This window comes from Streptomyces sp. NBC_00637, assembly GCF_045161545.1.
Taxonomy (GTDB): domain Bacteria; phylum Actinomycetota; class Actinomycetes; order Streptomycetales; family Streptomycetaceae; genus Streptomyces.
Map to the genome: position 1 here is coordinate 4,131,337 of NZ_CP109046.1, position 21,785 is coordinate 4,153,121.

Consider the following 21,785-nt stretch of genomic DNA (forward strand, 5'->3'; position numbering starts at 1 on the left):
CCGGCCCGTACCCGTCCGGCCCGTACCCGTCCGGCCCGCACCCGTCCGGCCCGTCCCCCGCCACTTCAGCCTTCGAAACGGAGGGCTCCATGCCTTCTTCTGTCATGCCCACGTCCAGTCAGACCGATGGCCGTCGTCCGTCCCCTGTCGCCGTCTCCGCCCTCGGCCTGCGCAAGTCCTACGGCGACAAGCTCGTGCTCGACGGCATCGACCTGCGCATCCCGGCCGGATCCGTGTTCGCGCTGCTCGGGCCGAACGGCGCCGGCAAGACCACCGTCGTCAAGATCCTCTCCACGCTCATCGCCGCCGACGGCGGGCAGGCCCAGGTCGCCGGTCACGATCTCGCCGCCGATCCGCAGGCGGTGCGTGCCGCGATCGGTGTGACGGGTCAGTTCTCGGCGGTGGACGGGCTGATCACCGGTGAGGAGAACATGCTCCTCATGGCGGACCTGCACCACCTGTCCAGGGCGCAGGGGCGGCGGGTCAGTGCCGCGCTGCTGGAGCGATTCGACCTGGTGGAGGCGGCGAAGAAGCCCGCCTCCACCTACTCCGGCGGCATGAAACGCCGCCTGGACATCGCCATGACGCTGGTCGGCAGCCCGCGGATCATCTTCCTCGACGAGCCCACCACCGGCCTCGACCCGCGCTCACGGCACACCATGTGGGGCATCATCCGCGAACTGGTCGCCGACGGCGTCACCGTCTTCCTCACCACCCAGTATCTGCAGGAAGCCGACGAACTCGCCGACCGCATCGCGGTCCTGCACCACGGCACCATCGCCGCCCAGGGCAGCGCCGGGGAACTGAAACGGCTCGTGCCCGGCGGACACGTCCGGCTCCGCTTCAGCGACCCGGCCGCCCACCAGCGCGCCGCCACCGCCCTCCCGCACGCCACCCGCGACGACGAGACCCTCACCCTGCAGGTCCCCGGCGACGGCAGCCAGCGCACCCTGCGCACCCTCCTCGACCGGCTCGACACCGCCGGCATCGAAGCCGACGAACTCACCGTGCACACCCCCGACCTCGACGACGTCTTCTTCGCCCTCACCACCACCGACCCCAACCCCAACCCCAACCCCGGAACCAACCCCGGAACCGACCCCGGCGCCACCACCCCCGTCCCCGGCAAGGAGACCGTCCGATGAGCTCCCTCCCCCTCGCCCTGCGCGACTCCCGCACCATGCTGCGCCGCAACCTCCTGCACGCCCGGCGCTACCCCTCCCTCACCCTGAACCTGCTCCTCACCCCGGTCATGCTGCTCCTGCTCTTCGTCTACGTCTTCGGCGGCGCGATGAGCGCCGGCATCACCGGCGCCGGCGCGGACCGCTCCCAGTACATCGCCTACCTCGTACCGGGCCTGCTGCTGATGACCATCGGCTCCACCACCATCGGCACCGCCGTCTCCGTCTCCATGGACATGACCGAAGGGATCATCGCCCGCTTCCGCACCCTGGCCATCCACCGCGGCTCCGTCCTGATCGGCCACGTCGTCGGCGGCGTCCTGCAATGCGTCACAAGCGTCCTCCTCGTCGGCGCCGTCGCCGTCGCCATCGGCTTCCGCTCCACCGACGCCACCGCCCTGGAATGGCTCGCCGCCCTCGGCCTGCTCACCCTGTTCGCCCTCGCCCTGACCTGGATCGCCGTCGGCATGGGCCTGTCCAGCCCCAACGCCGAGGCCGCGAGCAACAACGCCATGCCGCTGATCTTCCTCCCCCTCATCTCCAGCGCCTTCGTCCCCGTCGACGCCATGCCCGGCTGGTTCCAGCCCATCGCCCAATACCAGCCCTTCACCCCCGCCATCGAAACCCTGCGCGGACTCCTGCTCGGCACCAGCATCGGCCACAACGGCTGGCTCACCCTCGCCTGGTGCCTGGCCCTCACCACCCTCGGCTACCGCTGGTCCACCACCCTGTTCGACCGCGAACCCCGATAGACCACCATGACCACAACGCGGAACACCCCCCACCACCCGCCCACCCCGAGGCGGCGTACCCCGACACCCCGTCGGCGCACGCCGCCCCGCGGCCGTTCGCGCGTCGGCGCCGAGGGAGAACGCCGAGGCGGCCACGGCGGGAGCCGCCTAGCGAGACGTGACCGCGCAGGTCCCGCCGACCGCCGGGACACGGGCGGCACGGGGGACATCGGGCGTCCCTGCGCCCCAGGTCGGAGCCGAGGCCGAAGCCAGAGCCGAGGCCGGAGCCGGAGACAAAGTCGGGGCCGGGGCCGGTTGTCCCAGTGCCGCGCGGGCCGCCCGAAGATGCTCCAGCCCTTGCTTCGCCACCCGCGTGACCTCCTCGTACTCCCCGGCCGTACGGGCCCCGGTCAGCCGCTCCCGCGCCGCGCGATGGCACTCGGCCGCGCTGGTCAGCGCCCGGCCCGCCGTCTCCTCCGCCCCCGCCCAGGAACGCGCGTCCGGCGGGACGAGGCCACCGCCCAGCCGGATCAGCCAGTGGTTGGCCTCGGCCTCCGCATCCAGGTCGGAAAGCCCGGACGGACCCGATGCACCGGACCGCCCGGATCTCCCGGACCGCCCGGCCGGACGTCGGGTACGACTCGCGCGGCGCTGGGCCACCACCCCCGCCGCCGCGCCGACGATCAGCAGCGCCGACAGCGTGATCATGAACCCCGTGGATCCCATGGCTGGCTTCCTCCCTTGCCCCGTCGGCCCGTGCCGGCGTACTGCCATGAGACGACGCGCCGCTGTGCTTCCCCCTCGGGGTCCCTGTGCGCCTCCGGTGAGGTTTCCAGGAGCGGATCGCGCCCCCCGACGCGCAGGTCGGGGGGCGTGGCCGGGAGAGATCCGTCAGCTGTCGGAGGCCGAGGGCGAGGCCGACGCGGACGCACTCGGCTGCGGCGGTGAGCCCTGGCCGTCCTCCGTCGCGTCCGGGTCGACGCCGACCGTGATCGACGCGTGGACGCCCCTGTCGATGTCCCGCTTGTCGTAGCGCAGCTTCAGCAGACCGCCCTGGGTGCCGCTCTGGTCGTAGATCGTGTCCTCGGTGAGGGTGGTGCGCTCCGCGGGGTTGCTCGCGTACGGCTCCACCACCGCCGAGGCGAGCACGGCCTCCTCGTCGAAGAAGAACTGGCCGGTGTGACAGGTGTGGCCGCCCTCGTAACCGGCGTCCGTCCACGTGCCGTCCACGTGCACCTTGACGTGGATGTGGACACACCGGCCCCGGTACCAGCCCGGGAAGACCGTCCGGAAGGTCACCTGCCCGTGCCGGTCCGTTCGCCAGGTGCCGCGCAGGTAGCGGCTGTCGTCCGTGGGCTCCTGGTGGCCGCCGCCCGGAGGCGCCCCGGTGGGCGCACCCGTCGGGGGTTCGCCGGTGGGGGGTTCGCCGGTGGGAGCGGGGCCGCCGCCACCGCCGTTGCCCTGGTTCTCGTAGCCCGAGTACACCCCCGCCGCATCACAGTGCCAGATGTCGACGGCCGCGTTCCGGACCGGTCGGCACGTCTCCGAGTCGATCACCTTCAGGCCGAGGAGGAGCGGGATGCCCTCCCGGTCCTCCGTGACGTCCCTGCGGATCTTGTCCGCGTCGATGTAGTAGGGGCCCTCGACCGCCTCCGAGGTCAGCCGGTAGCAGACCTCACCGTCGGCGCCGGCGCCGGTCGGAGCCGGTCCGCCGGACCCGTCGGCGGCGCTCGCCGCGAAGGCGGTGCCGCCCAGACCCGCCGCCGCGATGCCGCCCGCGGCCACGGCCACGACTCTCCGACGCGATAAGTCCTGTGCGCTGTGTGGTTCCTGAGTTCCCGTCATGAGGCCGGGAGGCTAGGGACGAACCCTGTCAGCAGCATAGGGAAGGGCTGTCAGTTCCCGGGGAAAACGAGAGTGGCCCGGAACCGACGTCGGTTCCGGGCCACTGTCGTGCGTACCGCCTGCTTCGCCGCTTCCGCCGACGTCAGCCGACTTCCGCTACTTCGGCTGCGGCTTGCGCACCGACAGGTGCAGCTCCCTCAGCCGCGCCTCCTCCAGCTCCGTCGGCGCGCCCATCATCAGGTCCTGGGCGTTGCCGTTGAGCGGGAAGGCGATGGTCTCGCGGATGTTCGGCTCATCGGCCAGCAGCATGACGATGCGGTCGACGCCCGGGGCGATGCCGCCGTGCGGCGGGGCGCCGAAGCGGAACGCGCGCAGCATGCCGGCGAACTTGTCCTCGACGGTGTCGCGGTCGTAGCCCGCGATCTCGAACGCCTTGAGCATGATCTCCGGCTCGTGGTTCCGGATCGCACCGGAGGACAGCTCGACGCCGTTGCAGACGATGTCGTACTGCCAGCCCAGGATGTCCAGCGGGTCCTGGTTCTCCAGGGCCTCCAGACCGCCCTGCGGCATCGAGAACGGGTTGTGCGAGAAGTCGATCTTGCCGGTCTCCTCGTCCTTCTCGTACATCGGGAAGTCGACGATCCAGCAGAAGCGGAAGACGTTCTCCTCGAAGTGCCCGGCACGCTTGGCGGCCTCGACCCGCACCGCGCCCATGATCTTCGAGACCTCGTCGAACTCGCCCGCGCCGAAGAACACCGCGTGACCGGCGGCCAGCGACAGGCGCTTGGTCAGCTCGGCGACGTTCTCCTCGGTCAGGAACTTCGCGATCGGGCCGGTCAGCGAGCCGTCCTCGGCCACCCGCACCCAGGCCAGACCCTTCGCGCCCAGCGTCACCGCGAAGTCGCCGAGCTGGTCGAAGAACTTGCGGGACTGCGTGGCGACGTCCGGCACCGGCAGCGCGCGGACGTGCTTGCCCGCGAAGGCCTTGAACTCCGAGCCCTCGAAGACGTCGGTGATGTCGACGAGTTCCAGCTGCGCCCGCAGGTCCGGCTTGTCGGAGCCGTACTTCAGCATCGACTCGCGGAACGGGATGCGCGGGAAGGGCGAGGTGACATGACGGCCGCCGCCGAACTCCTCGAACAGCTCCGTCATGAGCTTCTCGATCGGCTGGAAGACGTCCTCCTGCTCGACGAAGCTCATCTCGACGTCGAGCTGGTAGAACTCGCCCGGCGAACGGTCCGCGCGCGCGTCCTCGTCACGGAAGCAGGGGGCGATCTGGAAGTAGCGGTCGAAGCCCGAGATCATCAGCAGCTGCTTGAACTGCTGCGGGGCCTGCGGCAGGGCGTAGAACCGGCCCGCGTGCAGACGGGACGGGACGACGAAGTCACGGGCGCCCTCGGGGGAGGTCGCGGACAGGATCGGCGTCGCCATCTCATTGAAGCCCAGCGCCGTCATCTTGTGCCGCATCGCCGAGATGACCGACGTCCGCAGCATGATGTTGCGGTGCATGCGCTCACGGCGCAGGTCCAGGAAGCGGTACTCGAGGCGCCGCTCCTCGTTGACCCCGTCCTCGGCGTTGATCGTGAAGGGCAGCGGCTGGGCGGCGCCGAGCAGCTCGACCTCGCCGACCTCGACCTCGACCTCGCCGGTCGGCAGATCCGCGTTGACGTTCTCCGTGCCGCGCGAGACGACCTTGCCGTCGATGCGGACCGTCGACTCCTTGGTCGTGCGGTCGAGGGCCTCGTACGCGGGCGTGCCCGGCCGGGCGACGAGCTGCGTGATGCCGTAGTGGTCACGCAGATCGATGAAGAGGATGCCGCCCAGGTCGCGCCGATTGTGCAGCCAGCCGCTCAGCCGGACGTCGGTGCCGACGTCAGAGGCGCGGAGCTCGCCGCAGGTGTGGGACCTGTACCGATGCATCGTCGTTCATCCAGTCTTCGCGGTCGGGGGCATGTTTCACGTGAAACAACCCCCAGGGTACCGGGCAGCCACTGATCACCTCCCCGCAATACCGGTGCGGCGATCAGTGGCACTTCTCCCTCTCATCTTCCTAAAGTGGGGCAATGCGCACTGGCGAGCCGTTGCCCGCCGTGGGGGAGGTCCTCGCCTCCCTCGCGACCGGCCTGTGGCACTGGGACACCGCCACCGGGCTGGTCACGGTCGACGCCGAGGCCGCCCGGCTGCTCGGGCTGCCCCCGAAGGAGGCGGTCCTCACCGAGGCCCAGACCCGGGCGCGCCTGCACCCCGTCGACTGGAACGAGATCACCGGGGTGATCCAGCTCGCCGTCGCCGAGGGCACCCTCGCCGAGGTGCGCATCCGGATCATGGACAACCGGGGGCGGGTCGTCCGGGTCGTCCGCAGCCGCTCCAAGCCGTCCTTCGACCCGGTGAAGAAGGCGTACGAGCTGATCGGCACTCTCCAGGAGGTGACCGAGCCGACGCCGGGCACCCCCGCCGGGCGGACCGCCGTCACCGGTGACTGGCGCCGCTCGCGCGAGGCCTTCCTGCTGGACGCCGGCCGGGCCCTCGCGGAGGCGCGGTCCACCGAGGAGGTGCTGAGGGTGGCGGCGGCCCTGTCCATGCCGGGCTTCTCACCGGACGGACTCGCCGTCTTCGGCGTGGAGGGCGAACGGCTGACGATCATCGGCCATCACGGACACCAGTCCGGCGACGAGGATCCCTTCACCCAGATGTCCATCCATACGGACTATCCGGCCGCCGAGGTCGTGCGCACCGGACGGGCCGTGTACCTGTCCTCCCCCGAGCAGTACAAGGAGCGCTACCCGCTCACCTGGCCGCTGGCCGCGAACTTCGGCCGGCACTCGTGGGCGTTCCTGCCGCTGACGGTGGCCGGCCGCACGATGGGCGCCTGGATGGCCGGCTTCGCGTACCCGGTGGCGTTCACCCCGGACGAGCGGTCCGTGCTGACGACGGTCGCGCGCATGCTCGCCCAGGCCCTCACCCGTGCCGGCGCGGCGGAGACCCAGCGCGAGCTGACCGAGGGGCTCCAGCGCTCCATGCTCCCCACCCTCGGCCCCGAGATACCGGGCATGACCCTCGCCGCCCGCTACATACCGACCGGCGGCGGCCTCCAGGTCGGCGGCGACTGGTACGACATGATCCCGCTGCCCAGGGGCCGTTTCGCCCTGGTCATCGGCGACGTCCAGGGTCACGACGTGCGCGCCGCGGGGCTCATGGGCCAGCTGCGCATAGCGGTACGGGCGTACGCGGCCGAGGGCCACCGTCCCGACGCCGTCCTCTCCCGCGCCTCCGGCTTCTTCCACGGCCTCACGGACCCGGACGGCACCTCCAAGGCCGACCCGCGCTTCGCCACCTGCCTGTACCTGGAGGTCGACCCGGTGACCGGCGTCCTGGAGACCGCCCGGGCCGGGCATCTGGACCCCGCGATCCGGATGTCGGACGGCACCGTGCTGGTCCGCGCCACCGCCGGTGGCCTGCCCCTGGGCATCGACCCCGACGCCGACTACCCCACCACCCGTCTCGTCCTGGAACCCGGCGAGGCGCTGATGCTGTGCACCGACGGCCTGCTGGAGACCGGCGGCCACGACCTCGACACCGGTTGGCGGCGCGTCCGCAAGATCCTGGAAGCACACGAGGGCGATCTGGAGGAACTGGCCGACGCCCTGGTCCAGGCGGTGCACGGGCCGTCCTCCCACCACACCACGGGTCCCCTCGCGGACCGCCGCGAGGACGACATCGCCGTGCTGCTCCTGTGCCGTCAGGGCGAGGGCGGCTGCGGCCCCGGCGCCACTCCCGCGCCGGTCCGGACGCCCGTGCGCCGCTCGATGCTGACGGTGGCGCAGGCCGAGCCCGAACGGATCGCCGTGGCCCGGCAGCAGGTGCGCGAGCTGCTGCACGACTGGACCTGCGAGGACCAGGTCGACTCGGCGGTGCTGCTCGTCTCCGAGACGCTGACGAACGTCCTCGTCCACACCGACGCGGACGCCCTGCTCGTCGCCGAGGTCACCGGCACCCCCGGCGAACGCCGGCTCCGCATCGAGGTCACCGACGCCGGCGACGACCTCCCCCACATGCGCCGCCCCGGCGAACTGGCCTCCTCGGGTCGCGGCCTGGTCCTGATCGAACTGCTCGCGGCCACCTGGGGAGTGGCGCCGCGCGGTGAAGGCAAGAGCATCTGGTTCGAGCTCCACGAGTCCTACGAGGCTTACAGGCCCTCCGAGCCCTCCGAGCCCTCGGCTGAGGCCCCGTAACGGCTCCGCAGTTCGTGCAGGACCCCGAAGGCGGCGGCCGTCACGGGCACGGCGAGCAGCATGCCCAGGATCCCGGCCACGGACGCCCCGGCCGTGATGGCCACCATGACCACCGCCGGGTGCATCTGGACGGTCCGGCTCTGGATCACCGGCTGCAGCACATGCCCCTCCAGCAACTGCACCGCCAGTACCACCCCGAGCGCCCACAGCGCGATGACGAAACCCCGGTCGGCGAGCGCGACCAGCACGGCGACGGCCCCCGAGAGGAAAGCGCCGAGATAGGGGATGTACGCCCCGACCAAGACGAGCGCGCCCAGCCCCACCGCCCCCGGCACATCGAGGACGAGCAGCCCGACGGTGATGCACACGGCGTCGATGAACGCGATGAAGGTCGTCCCCCGCATGAACCCCTCCACGGCCCGGAAGGCCCGCCGGGCCATGGCCTCCAGCGTGTCGCCGGTACCGCGGGGAGCGATGGAGCGCAGCGCGCCGATCGCCCGGTGCGAGTCACGCAGAAAGAAGAAGACGAGCAGCAGCGCGAGGACGGCCATGGCGATGCTCTCGCCGACGACACCCACCCCGCTGATGACATTGGACGCGGCCGTCCCCCCGAACTTGGTGAGCAGCTCCTTCGCGTTGGACGCGAGGTCGTCGAGCGAGGTCCCGGCGGCGCCGAAGTGCTCGGCCACACCCCGCGCCGCCGATCTGAGCGCGGCGACGATCTGATCCCCGCTGTCGATCAGCGCGGCGACGACGATGTACACGGCCCCGCCGACCACCGCGACGACGGCGACACACGTCAGCCCCGCCGACACCGACCGGGGCACCCCCACCTCCACCAGCCGCCGGTACAGGGGCCTGAGCAGCGCGGTCCCCAGCAACGCGAGCAACACGGGCGTGACGGCGGTACGCAGTTCCGAGCAGAGCCTGATCCCCACGTACCCGACGCCCGACGCAAGCAGCACGACAGCGCACCAGGCCGCGAAGCGGCGCGCGGGAACGGGGAGCAGGTGCACGGCTCCAGCGGATCACGGAGACACCGGGTTGTCCTGGCCGGACGACCGCCCGGGTGACGGGGCATGACCCGGGCTCAGATTCGAACATTCGCTTCTAAAGGGTGAACAACCTTGCTGTATCAGCTTGTTGTCGTGGCATATGCCTACCGTCCGAGACGGAGGTGATGCTCGATGTACGAGCAGAACAACACACCGCCGCCGGACCAGACGGCGGCACGGCAGGACGCGATCGAGATCAGTGACTTCGTCTACGCGGCGACCGGCGCGCGGGTGCGCCGGCTCACCACGCCGGACGGGACGCACTGGTTCCCCGCGGTCGACGTGTGCAAGAACCTGGGCTACACGCACGTCGGTTCCACTCTGCGCAACATTGCCGACACAGCCAACGTCGACAGTGTCGAGAGTGTGCTCCTGAAGCACACTCTCGACATTCCCGCAGGTCGAGAGTGGCGCCGAGACATGAAACTCATCAACCTTCAGGGCCTGATCCTCATGGTCAACCACTGCACCAAACCGGAGGCCCAGCCCTTCAAAACCTGGGTCGCCGGAGTCATCGCCGCCCTCCAGCGCGACGGCTCCTACACCCTGGAACCGGCCCCCGTCCGCCCCGTCCCGGCAGGCGGCAACGCGTACGTCATGCCCGAGCAGGTCGTCGACGCCCTCGTGCGCCTCGAAGAGCGCAACATGCAGATGGACGAGAACCTGGCCGCCTTCGCCGGCGAGCGGAACGACCTGCTGCGGCAGATCAACCACAGCCTGCTGGACATCGCGGCCGCCCTCAACCGCCCCGACGACCGCTCCCGGCCCTCACCGGCTCCGGAGCTGACGCCGCGGCAACTGCTCGCCAAGTGGAGGGCGGACAACCTCGCCATCACCGAGGACGTGCACACGGTGGCCGCCTACCTGGTCCCAGCGCTGCTGCACGGCGGGGCCACGTATCGCGTGGAGGAGATCAGCGCCCGTACGGGCCTGTCGCACAAGCGCGTACACGACTGCTTGGAGCTGCTGTTCGAGCAGGGGTGTGTGCGGCACGCGGGTCACGCACCGGACGGAAGCCCGATCTGCGTACTCACGTAACGCCGTAACGGAACCGGACTGAGAAAGGCCCGAAGTCGCAAACCAAAGTTGCGGCTTCGGGCCTTGTCACACCGTAACCGGTTTTCGGCCGGCCGGAGGGCTAGATGCCCTCGGCCGTCATCCCGTGCACCGCCGGAATCGTGCCCAGCCGGCCCTTCTGGAAGTCGTCGAAGGCCTGCTGGAGCTCGTCCTTGGTGTTCATCACGAACGGGCCGTAGTGCGCCATCGGCTCACGGATCGGCTGTCCGCCCAGCAGCACGACCTCCAGGTCGGGCGTGTGGGAGTCCTGCTTCTCGTCCGCGCGGACCGTCAGCGAGGAGCCCGCGCCGAAGACCGCCGTCTGGCCCAGGTGGATCGGCCGGCGCTCGGCACCGACCGAACCGCGCCCCGCCATGACGTACGCGAGACCGTTGAAGTCCTCACGCCACGGAAGAGTGAGTTCCGCGCCCGGGGCGAGGGTCGCGTGGACCATCGTGATGGGGGTGTGGGTGATGCCGGGTCCGGCGTGGCCGTCCAGCTCGCCCGCGATGACCCGCAGGAGCGAGCCGCCGTCCGGGCTGGTCAGGAGCTGTACGTGGCCGCCTCGGATGTCCTGGTACCGCGGCGCCATCATCTTGTCCTTGGCCGGCAGGTTCACCCACAGCTGGAGACCGTGGAAGAGACCGCCGGACATGACCAGCGACTCCGGCGGCGCCTCGATGTGGAGCAGGCCCGAACCGGCCGTCATCCACTGGGTGTCACCGTTGGTGATGGTGCCGCCGCCGCCCTGGCTGTCCTGGTGGTCGAAGATCCCGTCGATGATGTAGGTGACGGTCTCGAAGCCGCGGTGCGGGTGCCAGGGGGTGCCCTTCGGCTCGCCCGGCGCGTATTCCACCTCGCCCATCTGGTCCATCATGATGAACGGGTCGAGGTGGCGGTAGTTGATCCCGGCGAACGCACGGCGCACCGGGAAGCCCTCGCCCTCGAAACCGCTGGGCGCGGTCGTGACGGTGAGCACGGGACGCGCGACCGCGTCGGCCGATGCGGTGACGCGCGGCAGGGTCAGCGGGTTCTCGACGGTCACTGCGGGCATGTCCGTACCTCCTTGGGCGACGTGCGTCCCAGTTTAGTTGAGCGTTGAACTTTCTGCCACCCGTAACGCGGGAAGTCCGCAGGACATTCCCGTGGAGAGGGACCGAGCGAGGGCGGTGGCGCGGCGGCTGTGGCGCGGGGGAACCCTATGGCATGGCTGTGAACCGACAGAGCCGATCCCCGGACGCCCGAGGGCCGGCCGGGGATCGGAAGGGAGAAGGGGGAGAAGAAGGGAGGGCGAGGGAAAGAACCCCTCAGCCGTACATCCGGCGCATCGCGAACTCGACCATCTGCTCGACCGCCTTCGCGTCGAACACCATCCGGTGCTCACCCTCCATGTCGAGGACGAAGCCGTACCCGGTGGGCAGCAGGTCGATCATCTCGGAGCCGGTGATCACGAAGTACTTGGACTCCTTGCCCGCGTACCGGCGCAGCTCCTTGAGCGAGGTGAACATCGGGATCACCGGCTGCTGGGTGTTGTGCAGGGCGAGGAAACCGGGGTTGTCGCCGCGCGGGCAGTAGACCTTGGAGGTCGCGAAGACCTGCTGGAAGTCCTCCGCGGCGAGCTGCCCGGTGGTGAAGGCCCGCACCGCGTCCGCGAGGGACGGCGGGGACGGCTCCGGGTAGAGCGGCGGCTGCTGACCGTACCCGCCGTGGCCGCCGGGCATCTGCTGCTGCGGCGGGGCGTACTGCTGCTGCGCAGCACCGCCGTCCATGGGCTGGCCGTATCCGTACATGGGCGCAAGCGTACCGAGCGCGCCCGGCCGACGGGGCGGTACGGGGGCCCCTTCCGGGGCGCACGGGACGCGTTCCGCGTCACAGATGGCCGGTTCGGGGTTGCGGCTTATTACCGACGGGTAGCATCATCGGTAGCTACTTGTTGGTACGTAAACTAGTGCGAGGATCCCAGTCCCTCGCCGATCTCTCTTTTTACGGAGCCGTCGCCATGGGGCACTACAAGTCGAATCTCCGCGACATCGAGTTCAACCTCTTCGAGGTACTCGGGCGCGACAAGCTGTACGGCACCGGCCCGTTCGGGGAGATGGACACCGAGACCGCGAAGAGCATCCTCGAGGAGCTGACCCGCCTCGCGGAGAACGAGCTGGCGGAGTCCTTCACCGACGCCGACCGCAACCCGCCGGTCTTCGACCCCGAGACCAACACCGCGCCGGTGCCCGCGTCCTTCAAGAAGAGCTACCAGGCCTTCATGGACTCCGAGTACTGGCGTCTGGGACTGCCCGAGGAGATCGGCGGGACCACCGCCCCTCCGTCGCTGATCTGGGCGTACGCGGAGCTGATCCTCGGCGCGAACCCGGCCGTGTGGATGTACTCCTCCGGCCCGGCCTTCGCCGGCATCCTCTTCGACGAGGGCAACGACGTCCAGAAGAAGATCGCCCAGATCGCCGTCGACCGGCAGTGGGGCTCCACGATGGTCCTCACCGAGCCGGACGCCGGCTCGGACGTGGGCGCCGGCCGCACCAAGGCGGTCCAGCAGGAGGACGGCTCCTGGCACATCGAGGGCGTGAAGCGCTTCATCACGTCCGGCGAGCACGACATGTCGGAGAACATCCTCCACTACGTGCTGGCCCGCCCCGAGGGCGCCGGACCCGGCACCAAGGGCCTGTCCCTCTTCATGGTCCCGAAGACGCTCTTCGACTTCGAGACCGGTGAACTGGGCGAGCGCAACGGCGTCTACGCCACCAACGTCGAGCACAAGATGGGCCTGAAGGCCTCCAACACCTGCGAGATGACGTTCGGCGACCGCCACCCGGCCAAGGGCTGGCTGATCGGCGACAAGCACGACGGCATCCGCCAGATGTTCCGCATCATCGAGTTCGCCCGCATGATGGTCGGCACGAAGGCGATCTCCACGCTCTCCACCGGCTACCTCAACGCCCTGGAGTACGCCAAGGAGCGCGTCCAGGGTCCCGACCTGGCGAACTTCATGGACAAGGCCGCGCCGAAGGTCACCATCACCCACCACCCCGACGTGCGCCGCTCGCTGATCACGCAGAAGGCGTACGCGGAGGGCATGCGCGCCCTCGTCCTCTACACGGCCTCCGTCCAGGACGCGATCGCCGTGAAGGAGGCGAACGGCGAGGACGCGAAGTCGGAGCACGCGCTCAACGACCTGCTCCTGCCGATCGTCAAGGGCTACGGCTCCGAGAAGGGCTACGAGCAGCTCGCCCAGTCGCTCCAGACCTTCGGCGGCTCCGGGTTCCTCCAGGAGTACCCGATCGAGCAGTACATCCGCGACGCCAAGATCGACACCCTGTACGAGGGCACCACGGCGATCCAGGGCCAGGACTTCTTCTTCCGGAAGATCGTCCGCAACCAGGGCGCCGCGCTGAACTCCCTCGCCGAGGACATCAAGAAGTTCCTGGCGCTGGGCACCGGCGGCGAGGAGCTGGCCGGCGCCCGCGAGCACCTGGCCAAGGCCGCCGTCGAGCTGGAGGCCATCGTCGGCCTGATGCTGACCGACCTCGCGGCCACCGAGCAGGACGTCAAGAACATCTACAAGGTGGGCCTGAACACCACCCGCCTGCTGCTCGCCTCCGGTGACGTCATCGTCGGCTACCTGCTGCTCAAGGGTGCCGCGATCGCCGCCGAGAAGCTGGAGTCGGCCGCCACCAAGGCCCTCTCGGCGAAGGACGTGGCGTTCTACACCGGCAAGATCGCCGCGGCGAAGTTCTTCGCGGCCGACGTCCTGCCGGGCGTCACCCTGGCCCGCAAGATCGCCGCGGGTGTCGAGCTCGACCTGATGGAGCTGGACGAGGCCGCCTTCTAACACTCAGAGGCCGCGTTCCAGGACGCATCCGCACAACCGCGCAGCACTCCACATTGTCCTCACGAGGGCCCGCTCCCCATCGCCGGGAGCGGGCTCTCGTACGTCGTTAAGGTGAACCCCATGAGCGCACCCTCCCGCTTCGACCGCGGCCACACCGACGACCTCATGACGTTCCTGACGGCGAGCCCAACGCCGTACCACGCCGTGGCGAACGCGGCCGAGCGCCTGGAGAAGGCCGGATTCCGGCAGGTCTCGGAGACGGACGCCTGGGACGCGGAGACCTCGGGGGCCGCCGGGACCTCGGTCTCCGCGGCGGGGACCGGTGGCAGGTATGTGCTGCGCGGCGGCGCGATCGTGGCGTGGTACGTGCCCGAGGGCGCCGCGCCGCACACACCGTTCCGGATCATCGGCGCACACACCGACTCCCCCAACCTGCGCGTCAAGCCGCTGCCCGACACCGGCGCGCACGGCTGGCGCCAGGTGGCGGTGGAGATCTACGGCGGTCCGCTGCTCAACTCCTGGCTCGACCGCGACCTGGGTCTGGCGGGCCGGCTGACCCTGCGGGACGGCTCGACGCGCCTGGTCGACGTGGGCCGCCCGCTGCTGCGGGTCCCCCAGCTCGCCATCCACCTGGACCGGGCGGTCAACACCGACGGCCTCAAACTCGACAAGCAGCGCCACCTCCAGCCCGTCTGGGGCCTGGCGAACGACGTGCGCGACGGCGACCTGATCGCCTTCCTGGAACAGGAGGCCGGCCTGACCGCGGGCCAGGTCACCGGCTGGGACCTGATGGCGCACTCCGTGGAGCCGCCCGCCTACCTGGGCCGCGACGAGGAGCTGATGGCCGGCCCCCGGATGGACAACCTGCTCTCCGTGCACGCCGGTACGGCGGCGCTGACGGCCGTGGCGACCGGCGGCGAGAGTCCGCCGTACATCCCGGTGCTAGCCGCCTTCGACCACGAGGAGAACGGCTCGCAGTCGGACACCGGCGCGGACGGGCCGCTGCTGGGCAGCGTGCTGGAGCGTTCCGTGTTCGCGCGCGGAGGGTCGTACGAGGACCGGGCGAGAGCCTTCGCGGGCACCGTCTGTCTGTCCTCCGACACCGGTCACGCCGTCCACCCCAACTACGCGGAGCGGCACGATCCCACGCATCACCCGCGGGTCAACGGCGGGCCGATCCTCAAGGTCAACGTCAACAACCGCTACGCGACGGACGGTTCCGGCCGGGCGATCTTCGCCGCCGCCTGCGAGAAGGCCGGCGTGCCGTTCCAGAACTTCGTCTCCAACAACTCCATGCCCTGCGGCACGACCATCGGCCCGATCACCGCCGCCCGGCACGGAATCCGCACGGTCGACATCGGCGTGGCCATCCTGTCGATGCACAGCGCGCGGGAGTTGTGCGGCGACGCCGACCCGTACCTGCTGGCCAACGCGCTGGTGGCGTTCCTGGAGGGGTAGCAAGTCCGGCGCCGCGCATGGGAGTCGGCCCGCGGGGTACCCGGATCCGGTGGTGAACCGGAGCGGCCGGTACACCGGACAGGAGGCAACATCATGGGCCTCGGCGGATGCATCATCCTCATCGCCGTGGGAGCCATCCTCACGTTCGCGACCGACTGGGACATGCAGGGCGTCAACCTCGATCTGGTCGGCGTCATCCTGATGATCGTCGGTCTGATCGGCGTGACGACCTTCAGCAGCATCGCCCGGCGCCGCCGCGTGATGGTGCCTCCGGCCTCGACCACGGTGGTCGAGACGGAACGTCACCAGCGTGACGGCTACAACGGCGGCTACGGCGTCTGAGCGTGACCCGGGTCAGGCGTCCCGTCCGGCCGGGACCTACGGCAGCCGGTCCGCCCCGCCCTCGGTGAGGCGGACCGGAACACCCACCCCGGCCCCGCCGGTCGACAGGGCGGGCGGGCCACCGGCCGCCGGCCGTCAGTGACTAGGTCAGCGCGTGCCCTGTGGTGGCGTCCACGTGGTCCGGCACGTCGTCGTGGCGGTCGCCCACCGTGAGGGTGCCGGTCGGCTCGAAGACGAGGATCTCCGTGGGAACCGGCGCGAACGGCTTGTGCTCCGTACCGCGCGGGACGGTGTACACCGACCCCTTGGGCAGGACGACAGTGCGTTCGCCGCCCGCTTCCCGCAACGCGATGTGCAGCTCACCGTCCAGCACGAGGAAGAACTCGTCGGTGTGCTCGTGCGCGTGCCACACATGCTCGCCCTCGACCTTCGCGACGCGGACGTCGTAGTCGTTGACGGCGGTGACGATGCGCGGGCTCCAGCGCTGGGTGAAGGAGGCGAGGGCGGCGGCCAGGGAGACGGGTTCGGTGCTCATGCGCCCAGCGTGCGGGATGCGTCGGCGGCCCCGCGAGTGCTAGGAATCGCACATGCCGCAAGATTCCTCTCAACCGGCCGTGAGCGCGCCGCACCGGGTCGCCGTGATCGTGGACGAGGGAACCAACCCCTTCGAGGTGGGTGTCGCCACCGAACTGTTCGGGCTGCCCCGGCCGGAACTCGGCCTGGACCGACCGCTGTACGAGGTCGTGCTGTGCACGCCCGCGCGCGAGGTGCGGATGAACCACGGGTTCTTCACCCTGACCGGCGGGCGTGGTCTGGAGGCGGTGGACTCGGCGGACACCCTCGTGGTGCCGGGCCGGCCCGACAACGTCGTCCCGCGCGGCCCCGACGTCCTCGACGCCATCCGGCGCACCCACGCGCGCGGGGCGCGGATCATGAGTTTCTGCACCGGCACCTTCGCGCTCGCCGAGGCCGGCCTGCTCGACGGGCGCCGGGCCACCACCCACTGGATGTGGGCCGAGACGTTCCGCGCGCTGCACCCGAAGGTGCGGCTGGAGTCCGACGTCCTCTTCGTCGACGAGGGCGGCATCCTCACCGCCGCGGGCAGCGCCGCCGCGCTCGACCTCGGGCTCTACGTCGTACGGCGCGACCACGGCGCGGAGATCACCAACGCCGTCTCCCGCCGGCTGGTGTTCGCCGCGCACCGCGACGGCGGCCAGCGCCAGTTCGTGGAACGCCCGGTGCCGGACGTGCCCGACGAGTCGCTGGCGCCGCTGCTCGCGTGGGCGCGGGCGCGGCTGGGGGACCCACTGACGGTGGCGGAGCTGGCGGCGCGGGCGGCGGTGAGCCCGGCGACCCTGCACCGGCGGTTCCGGGCGCAGCTCGGGACGACCCCGCTGGCATGGCTGACGGGAGAGCGGGTGGCCCTCGCCTGCCGGCTGATCGAGCGGGGTGAGATGCGGCTCGACGTGGTGGCGGCCAGAAGCGGGCTGGGCAGCGCCGCGAACCTGCGCGCGCGGGTGAGGTCCGGGACCGGACTCAGCCCATCGGCCTACCGGCGGCGTTTCGGGCCGGCCGCCGGGGAAGCCGTAACCGCATGAGATTCCTCGTGCGCGACCGGCTCCTCGGCATCGGTGACGACTACTGGATCGAGGACGACCACGGCAACAAGGTCTACCTCGTCGACGGCAAGGCCATGCGGCTGCGGGACACCTTCGAGCTGAAGGACGCCCGTGGGCGGGTCCTGATCGACATCCACCAGAAGATGTTCGCCCTGCGCGACACGATGGTGATCGAACGGGACGGCGAGCCGCTGGCCACGATCCGCCGCAAGCGGCTGTCGCTGCTGCGCAACCACTACCGGGTGGCCCTGGCGGACGGCCGCACCGAACTCGACGTCAGCGGCAAGATCCTCGACCGGGAGTTCGCGGTCGAGTACGACGGCGAGCTGCTGGCCGTCGTCTCGCGGCGGTGGCTGCACGTGCGCGAGACGTACGGCGTCGACGTCGTACGGGAGGACGCGGACCCGGCGCTGCTGATCGCGGTGGCGGTGTGCGTGATCCACCTCGCCGACAAGGAGCGCGAGGACTAGGACCGGCTCGACCGGCCCGTGCGGCGGGACGCGCGGCGGGGAGCGGCGGGCGTCAGGGCCGACGTGCGGGCGTGGGCAGGCCGAGCACCCGGTCCTTCAGGGCCGGGAACTGCTCCCGGGTCGTGGCGACCCTGGACGGGTCGAACTCGACCGTCAGGATCTCCTCGCCGGAACCGGCCTCCGCGAGCACCTCGCCCCACGGGTCCACCACGATCGAGTGACCCGCCTGCGGAACTCCGGCATGCGTCCCGGCCGTTCCACACGCGAGCACGAACGCCTGGTTCTCGACCGCCCGCGCCCGGGCCAGCAGCGTCCAGTGCGCCCGGCGGCGCTCCGGCCAGCCCGCGGGGATCACCAGGGTCTCGGCGCCGGCGTCGACGAGACCGCGGAAGAGTTCGGGGAAACGGAGGTCGTAGCAGGTGGCGACACCGACGGTCGTCCCGGGGAGGCGGACCGTCACCAGTTCGTCGCCCGCGCCCATCAGCACGGCTTCACCCTTGTCGAAGCCGAAGCGGTGGATCTTGCGGTAGACGGCGGCCGGCTCACCGGAGGGGGAGAAGACGACAGACGTGTTGTAGAGGGCGCCCTCGCCCCCGGCGGAACCGTCGCCCGACGGAGCCCGCTCCGGGATCGAACCCGCGTGCAGCCACACGCCCGCGTCGCTCGCCGCCTTGGCCATGGCCTCGTACGTCGGCCCTTCCAGGGGCTCGGCCGCGCCGCCGAACTCCTCGTAGGCGAACGCTCCGGTGGTCCACAGCTCGGGCAGCACCACGAGGTCGGCCCGACCTGCCTGTTCCCGCACCAGCGCGGCGACCCGCACCCGTCGCGCTTCGACCGATTCGCCCTCTTCTACAGCGATCTGGATCAGCGAGGCGCGCACACTACCACCGTCCTGGCATTCGAGTCGTTCACACGGGCCTACGATCGTCACACGAAAGCACTGCCGGGGTGCCTCACAGCAGCGTAACTTGGGGGTCCCTCCAGTCTCGAGCGCAGCCGAGAACCGGGGGGGGTCCGAGACACCCGCCGACACTGCCGACACCGCCACCTCCCGCTGGCAACGCCGCCACAACCCGCCCGAGTACCGACCGCCGAGGGGTCCCGTTTCCGTGAGTCTGCATCCCACCCTCCAGCCCTACGCCGACGCCTGGACCCACTCCATCGAAGCGATATCCGAGCTGGTGCTGCCGCTGGTGGAGGCGGACTGGAACCGCCGGACGCCGTGCCCCGGCTGGTCGGTGCGCGACATCGTGTCGCACGTCATCGGGCTGGACTGTGAGATGTACGGCGACCCGCGCCCCATCCACACCCTCCCGCGCGACCTGTACCACGTCACCAACGACATCCAGCGCTACATGGAGATGCAGGTCGACGTCCGCCGCCACCACACGGCGCCCGAGATGACGTCCGAGCTGGAGTACACGGTCATCCGCCGCAACCGCCAGCTGCGCAACGAGTCGCGCCAGCCCACCACGATGGTGCGCGGCCCGCTCGGCACCGAGCTCACGCTCGAGGAGTCCATGCGCAAGCACGCTTTCAACGTGTGGGCGCACGAGCAGGACCTGCGCGCCGCCCTCGGCCGCCCCGGCAACCTCGACTCGCCCGGCGCGCACATCGCCCGCGACGTGCTCCTCGCCGAACTCCCGGCGGTCGTCGCCGAGAAGGCCGACGCCCCGCGCAGCTCCGCGGTCGTCATCGACGTGCACGGGCCGATCGAGTTCCTGCGCACCATCCGCGTCGACATCCAGGGCCGCGGCACCCTGGAGACGGCTCCGGCGCTCGGCCCGGCCGCCGCGTTCACCCTCGACTGGGAGACGTTCGTACGGCTGGCCTGCGGGCGGGTGACGGCGGAGGCGGCGGCCGACCGGGTGAAGGCGGAGGGCGAGCCGGAGCTGACGGCCGCGATCCTGCGGAACTTCGCGGTCACCCGGTAGCCGGCGGCAGCCCCCCTCGGCAGAACGCGGCAGAAAGGGCCCGTCGTGAGATCACGACGGGCCCTTTCCGAGAGCGTCACCGGTCGAGCGGGTGTCAGCCCAGCTTGGCGAAGCCGTAGTTCAGCAGCTTCGTCGCGTCGGCGGCGCGCACCGTCGCGTTGGTCGAGGCCAGCACCGTACCCACGACGGTCTTGCCGTTACGGGTGGCGGCGAAGACGAGGCAGTACTTCGCCTCCGGGCCGGAGCCCGTCTTCACGCCGATGGCGCCGCTGTAGCTGCTCAGCAGCGTGTTGGTGTTGGTCCAGGCCGCCATGGTGCGGGTGGAGCCGGTCTTGGTGACGGTCTTGGCGGTGTACGACTTGGTCTTGACGATCGCACGGAAGTTGGCGCTCTTCAGCGCGTTGCTGGCGAGCTTCGTCAGGTCCTTGGCGGTCGAGTAGTTCGACCCGTTGCCGATGCCGTCGAACGAGTCGAAGTGCGTGCTCGTCATGCCGAGCTGCTTCGCCTTGGTGTTCATCTTGCCGATGAACGACTTCACGCGAGCGGCGCGGGTGGTGCCCGTGCCGAACTTGTCGGCCAGCGCGTACGCGGCGTCGCAGCCCGACGGCAGCATCAGCCCGTAGAGCAGCTGACGGACCGTGACCTTGTCGCCGACGATCAGGCGCGCGGACGAGGCGCCCTTGGCCACTATGTAGTCGCTGTAGGCCTTCTGGATGGTGACCTTGGCGTCCAGGTTGAGGTTCGCCTGGGCCAGCACGACCTTGGCGGTCATGATCTTCGTGGTGGAGCCGGTGGACAGCTTCGTCGTCCCGGCCTTGCTGTAGAGCGCGGCGCTGTTCGCGTTGTTCATCACGTAGCCGGCCTTGGCGGCGATCGTGGGCGTCGTGACGGCTTGTGCGGGTGCCGCGGTGAGGGCTCCGGTCGCGAGCACTGCGCCGACGGTTACGGCGACGGACGCGGCCCTGCGGACTCGGATGCCCTTGGTGGCGGTTATCAACTGAAATACCCCGATTACGTCGAATGCCCCTGCGATGCGGCCAAGTTGAAGGGGGAAGAAAGAAGAGGGCCGCATGTGTGTGACACGTAAGTAGCACAGAAAGTTGTGCGCCTGCTGGGCCGAATTTCCGATTACTTGACCCGGCTCTTACCCGGACCCCGCCCACTCCGCCGTCCACCCCGCCGCCCAGGCCCTGCACCCGTCCCGCCTCCCGCACCTCTTCCCGCCTCCGCCGGCGGTCCGCCACGGGGTCGGCCACGGGACAGCCGCAGGTCCGCCACGGGTCCGCATTCTGGACCGGCCACCCGTTGCGTACGTGTTGTATCTATCCTGTGGGCATGCCGTCCTCAGCCCCGCCCGCCCCCGTCCCCGTGAAGCAACCGCCCGCCGCCGACCGGGTGTACGCCCACGTCAAACAGGGTGTCCTCGACCGTCGTTACCAGGGCGGCACCCTCCTCACCGAGGGCGAGCTCGCCGAGGCCGTGGGTGTCTCCCGCACTCCGGTGCGCGAAGCGCTGCTGCGGCTGGAGGTGGAGGGGCTGATCAAGCTCTACCCGAAGAAGGGCGCCCTGGTCCTGCCGGTCTCCGCACAGGAGATCGCGGACGTGGTGGAGACCCGGCTGCTGGTGGAGGAGCACGCGGCACGCAAGGCGGTCCCCGCGTCGGCCGCGCTGATCGAGCGGCTGGAGGAGCTGCTCGCCCAGCAGAAGGCGCAGGCCGCGGCGGGCGACCTGGCCGCGGCCGCCGTGACGGACCGCTGTTTCCACGCGGAGATCGTCCGCAGCGGCGGCAACGACATCCTGTCGAGGCTGTACGACCAGCTCCGCGACCGTCAGCTGCGGATGGGCGTCGCCGTGATGCACTCCCACCCCGACCGGATAGCCAAGACGCTGGGCGAGCACGAGGAGATCCTGCGCGCGCTGCGTTCCGGTGACGCCGAGGCCGCCGTCGAGATCGTGCACCGGCACGTCGGCTGGTTCTCGCACCTGGCCCGCGGGGAGGTCCGATGAGCGCCGGCCCGCGC

General features: G+C 70.5%; 20 protein-coding genes. 11 read left to right on the top strand and 9 right to left on the bottom strand.

What is annotated here, in order from left to right:
• The first annotated feature begins 89 nt into the window (after positions 1–89).
• Both OG440_RS18030 and OG440_RS18035 read left to right on the top strand, forming a co-directional pair.
• On the top strand, positions 90–1,145 hold the full coding sequence (locus OG440_RS18030; protein ID WP_406007850.1) for an ATP-binding cassette domain-containing protein: 1,056 nt from the start codon (positions 90–92) through the stop codon (positions 1,143–1,145).
• On the top strand, positions 1,142–1,933 hold the full coding sequence (locus tag OG440_RS18035; RefSeq protein WP_406007851.1) for an ABC transporter permease: 792 nt from the start codon (positions 1,142–1,144) through the stop codon (positions 1,931–1,933). The genes OG440_RS18030 and OG440_RS18035 overlap by 4 nt, the downstream gene beginning before the upstream one ends.
• A gap of 147 nt (positions 1,934–2,080) precedes the next feature.
• Here the strand turns inward: OG440_RS18035 and OG440_RS18040 are convergent, their stop codons facing one another.
• The 3 genes from OG440_RS18040 to aspS form a co-directional block, all read right to left on the bottom strand.
• Positions 2,081–2,638: a hypothetical protein gene (locus tag OG440_RS18040; protein WP_406007852.1), complete on the bottom strand. Its 558-nt coding sequence runs from the start codon at positions 2,636–2,638 to the stop codon at positions 2,081–2,083.
• A gap of 165 nt (positions 2,639–2,803) precedes the next feature.
• Positions 2,804–3,757, bottom strand: a complete 954-nt coding sequence (locus tag OG440_RS18045) for an intradiol ring-cleavage dioxygenase (protein ID WP_406007853.1) — start codon at positions 3,755–3,757, stop codon at positions 2,804–2,806.
• Between the two features lie 156 nt (positions 3,758–3,913).
• The gene (gene aspS / locus OG440_RS18050; protein WP_406007854.1) at positions 3,914–5,677 is read right to left on the bottom strand and encodes an aspartate--tRNA ligase; all 1,764 of its coding nucleotides are present in this window, start codon (positions 5,675–5,677) and stop codon (positions 3,914–3,916) included.
• Positions 5,678–5,820: 143 nt separating this feature from the next.
• On the opposite strand from aspS, the gene OG440_RS18055 reads away from it, so the two are divergent.
• Positions 5,821–7,989 carry a SpoIIE family protein phosphatase gene (locus OG440_RS18055; RefSeq protein WP_406007855.1) on the top strand — a complete coding sequence of 723 codons (2,169 nt, stop codon included), beginning with the start codon at positions 5,821–5,823 and terminating at the stop codon, positions 7,987–7,989.
• Here OG440_RS18055 and OG440_RS18060 read toward each other — a convergent pair.
• Entirely contained in the window at positions 7,944–9,005 is a 1,062-nt protein-coding gene (locus OG440_RS18060) for an AI-2E family transporter (RefSeq protein WP_406007856.1), read from the bottom strand. The two genes, OG440_RS18055 and OG440_RS18060, sit on opposite strands and share 46 nt — an antisense overlap.
• Before the next feature lie 171 nt (positions 9,006–9,176).
• Here OG440_RS18060 and OG440_RS18065 point away from each other — a divergent pair, with 171 nt between their 5' ends.
• Positions 9,177–10,082, top strand: coding sequence for a Bro-N domain-containing protein (locus OG440_RS18065; protein WP_406007857.1), 906 nt, complete (start codon positions 9,177–9,179; stop codon positions 10,080–10,082).
• 100 nt (positions 10,083–10,182) lie between these two features.
• Here the strand turns inward: OG440_RS18065 and OG440_RS18070 are convergent, their stop codons facing one another.
• Together OG440_RS18070 and OG440_RS18075 are read right to left on the bottom strand one after the other, a co-directional pair.
• On the bottom strand, positions 10,183–11,154 hold the full coding sequence (locus tag OG440_RS18070; protein ID WP_406007858.1) for a pirin family protein: 972 nt from the start codon (positions 11,152–11,154) through the stop codon (positions 10,183–10,185).
• 253 nt (positions 11,155–11,407) lie between these two features.
• Positions 11,408–11,890, bottom strand: a complete 483-nt coding sequence (locus OG440_RS18075) for an SseB family protein (RefSeq protein WP_028806966.1) — start codon at positions 11,888–11,890, stop codon at positions 11,408–11,410.
• A 209-nt stretch (positions 11,891–12,099) separates the two neighbouring features.
• Between OG440_RS18075 and OG440_RS18080 the strand changes: the two genes are divergently transcribed.
• From OG440_RS18080 to OG440_RS18090, 3 genes are all read left to right on the top strand, one after another.
• Positions 12,100–13,941, top strand: coding sequence for an acyl-CoA dehydrogenase (locus tag OG440_RS18080; protein WP_406007859.1), 1,842 nt, complete (start codon positions 12,100–12,102; stop codon positions 13,939–13,941).
• A gap of 120 nt (positions 13,942–14,061) precedes the next feature.
• Positions 14,062–15,399 carry a M18 family aminopeptidase gene (locus OG440_RS18085; protein ID WP_406007860.1) on the top strand — a complete coding sequence of 446 codons (1,338 nt, stop codon included), beginning with the start codon at positions 14,062–14,064 and terminating at the stop codon, positions 15,397–15,399.
• A 93-nt stretch (positions 15,400–15,492) separates the two neighbouring features.
• Entirely contained in the window at positions 15,493–15,741 is a 249-nt protein-coding gene (locus tag OG440_RS18090) for a DUF6458 family protein (protein ID WP_314221685.1), read from the top strand.
• A gap of 142 nt (positions 15,742–15,883) precedes the next feature.
• On the opposite strand, the gene OG440_RS18095 is transcribed toward OG440_RS18090, so the two are convergent.
• On the bottom strand, positions 15,884–16,276 hold the full coding sequence (locus OG440_RS18095) for a cupin domain-containing protein (protein ID WP_406007861.1): 393 nt from the start codon (positions 16,274–16,276) through the stop codon (positions 15,884–15,886).
• Between the two features lie 52 nt (positions 16,277–16,328).
• Between OG440_RS18095 and OG440_RS18100 the strand changes: the two genes are divergently transcribed.
• Positions 16,329–17,339: a GlxA family transcriptional regulator gene (locus tag OG440_RS18100; RefSeq protein ID WP_406007862.1), complete on the top strand. Its 1,011-nt coding sequence runs from the start codon at positions 16,329–16,331 to the stop codon at positions 17,337–17,339.
• Positions 17,336–17,830 carry an LURP-one-related/scramblase family protein gene (locus OG440_RS18105; protein ID WP_406007863.1) on the top strand — a complete coding sequence of 165 codons (495 nt, stop codon included), beginning with the start codon at positions 17,336–17,338 and terminating at the stop codon, positions 17,828–17,830. The genes OG440_RS18100 and OG440_RS18105 overlap by 4 nt, the downstream gene beginning before the upstream one ends.
• Before the next feature lie 52 nt (positions 17,831–17,882).
• On the opposite strand, the gene OG440_RS18110 is transcribed toward OG440_RS18105, so the two are convergent.
• A complete protein-coding gene (locus tag OG440_RS18110; protein ID WP_406007864.1) occupies positions 17,883–18,710 on the bottom strand; it encodes a carbon-nitrogen family hydrolase in 828 nt (275 codons plus the stop codon).
• Positions 18,711–18,939: 229 nt separating this feature from the next.
• On the opposite strand from OG440_RS18110, the gene OG440_RS18115 reads away from it, so the two are divergent.
• Complete coding sequence (locus tag OG440_RS18115) at positions 18,940–19,764, top strand: maleylpyruvate isomerase family mycothiol-dependent enzyme (protein ID WP_406007865.1); 825 nt, start codon at positions 18,940–18,942, stop codon at positions 19,762–19,764.
• A gap of 94 nt (positions 19,765–19,858) precedes the next feature.
• On the opposite strand, the gene OG440_RS18120 is transcribed toward OG440_RS18115, so the two are convergent.
• A complete protein-coding gene (locus OG440_RS18120) occupies positions 19,859–20,761 on the bottom strand; it encodes a D-alanyl-D-alanine carboxypeptidase family protein (protein WP_406007866.1) in 903 nt (300 codons plus the stop codon).
• 338 nt (positions 20,762–21,099) lie between these two features.
• Here OG440_RS18120 and OG440_RS18125 point away from each other — a divergent pair, with 338 nt between their 5' ends.
• Positions 21,100–21,771, top strand: coding sequence for a GntR family transcriptional regulator (locus OG440_RS18125; protein WP_406007867.1), 672 nt, complete (start codon positions 21,100–21,102; stop codon positions 21,769–21,771).
• Positions 21,772–21,785 lie beyond the last annotated feature (14 nt).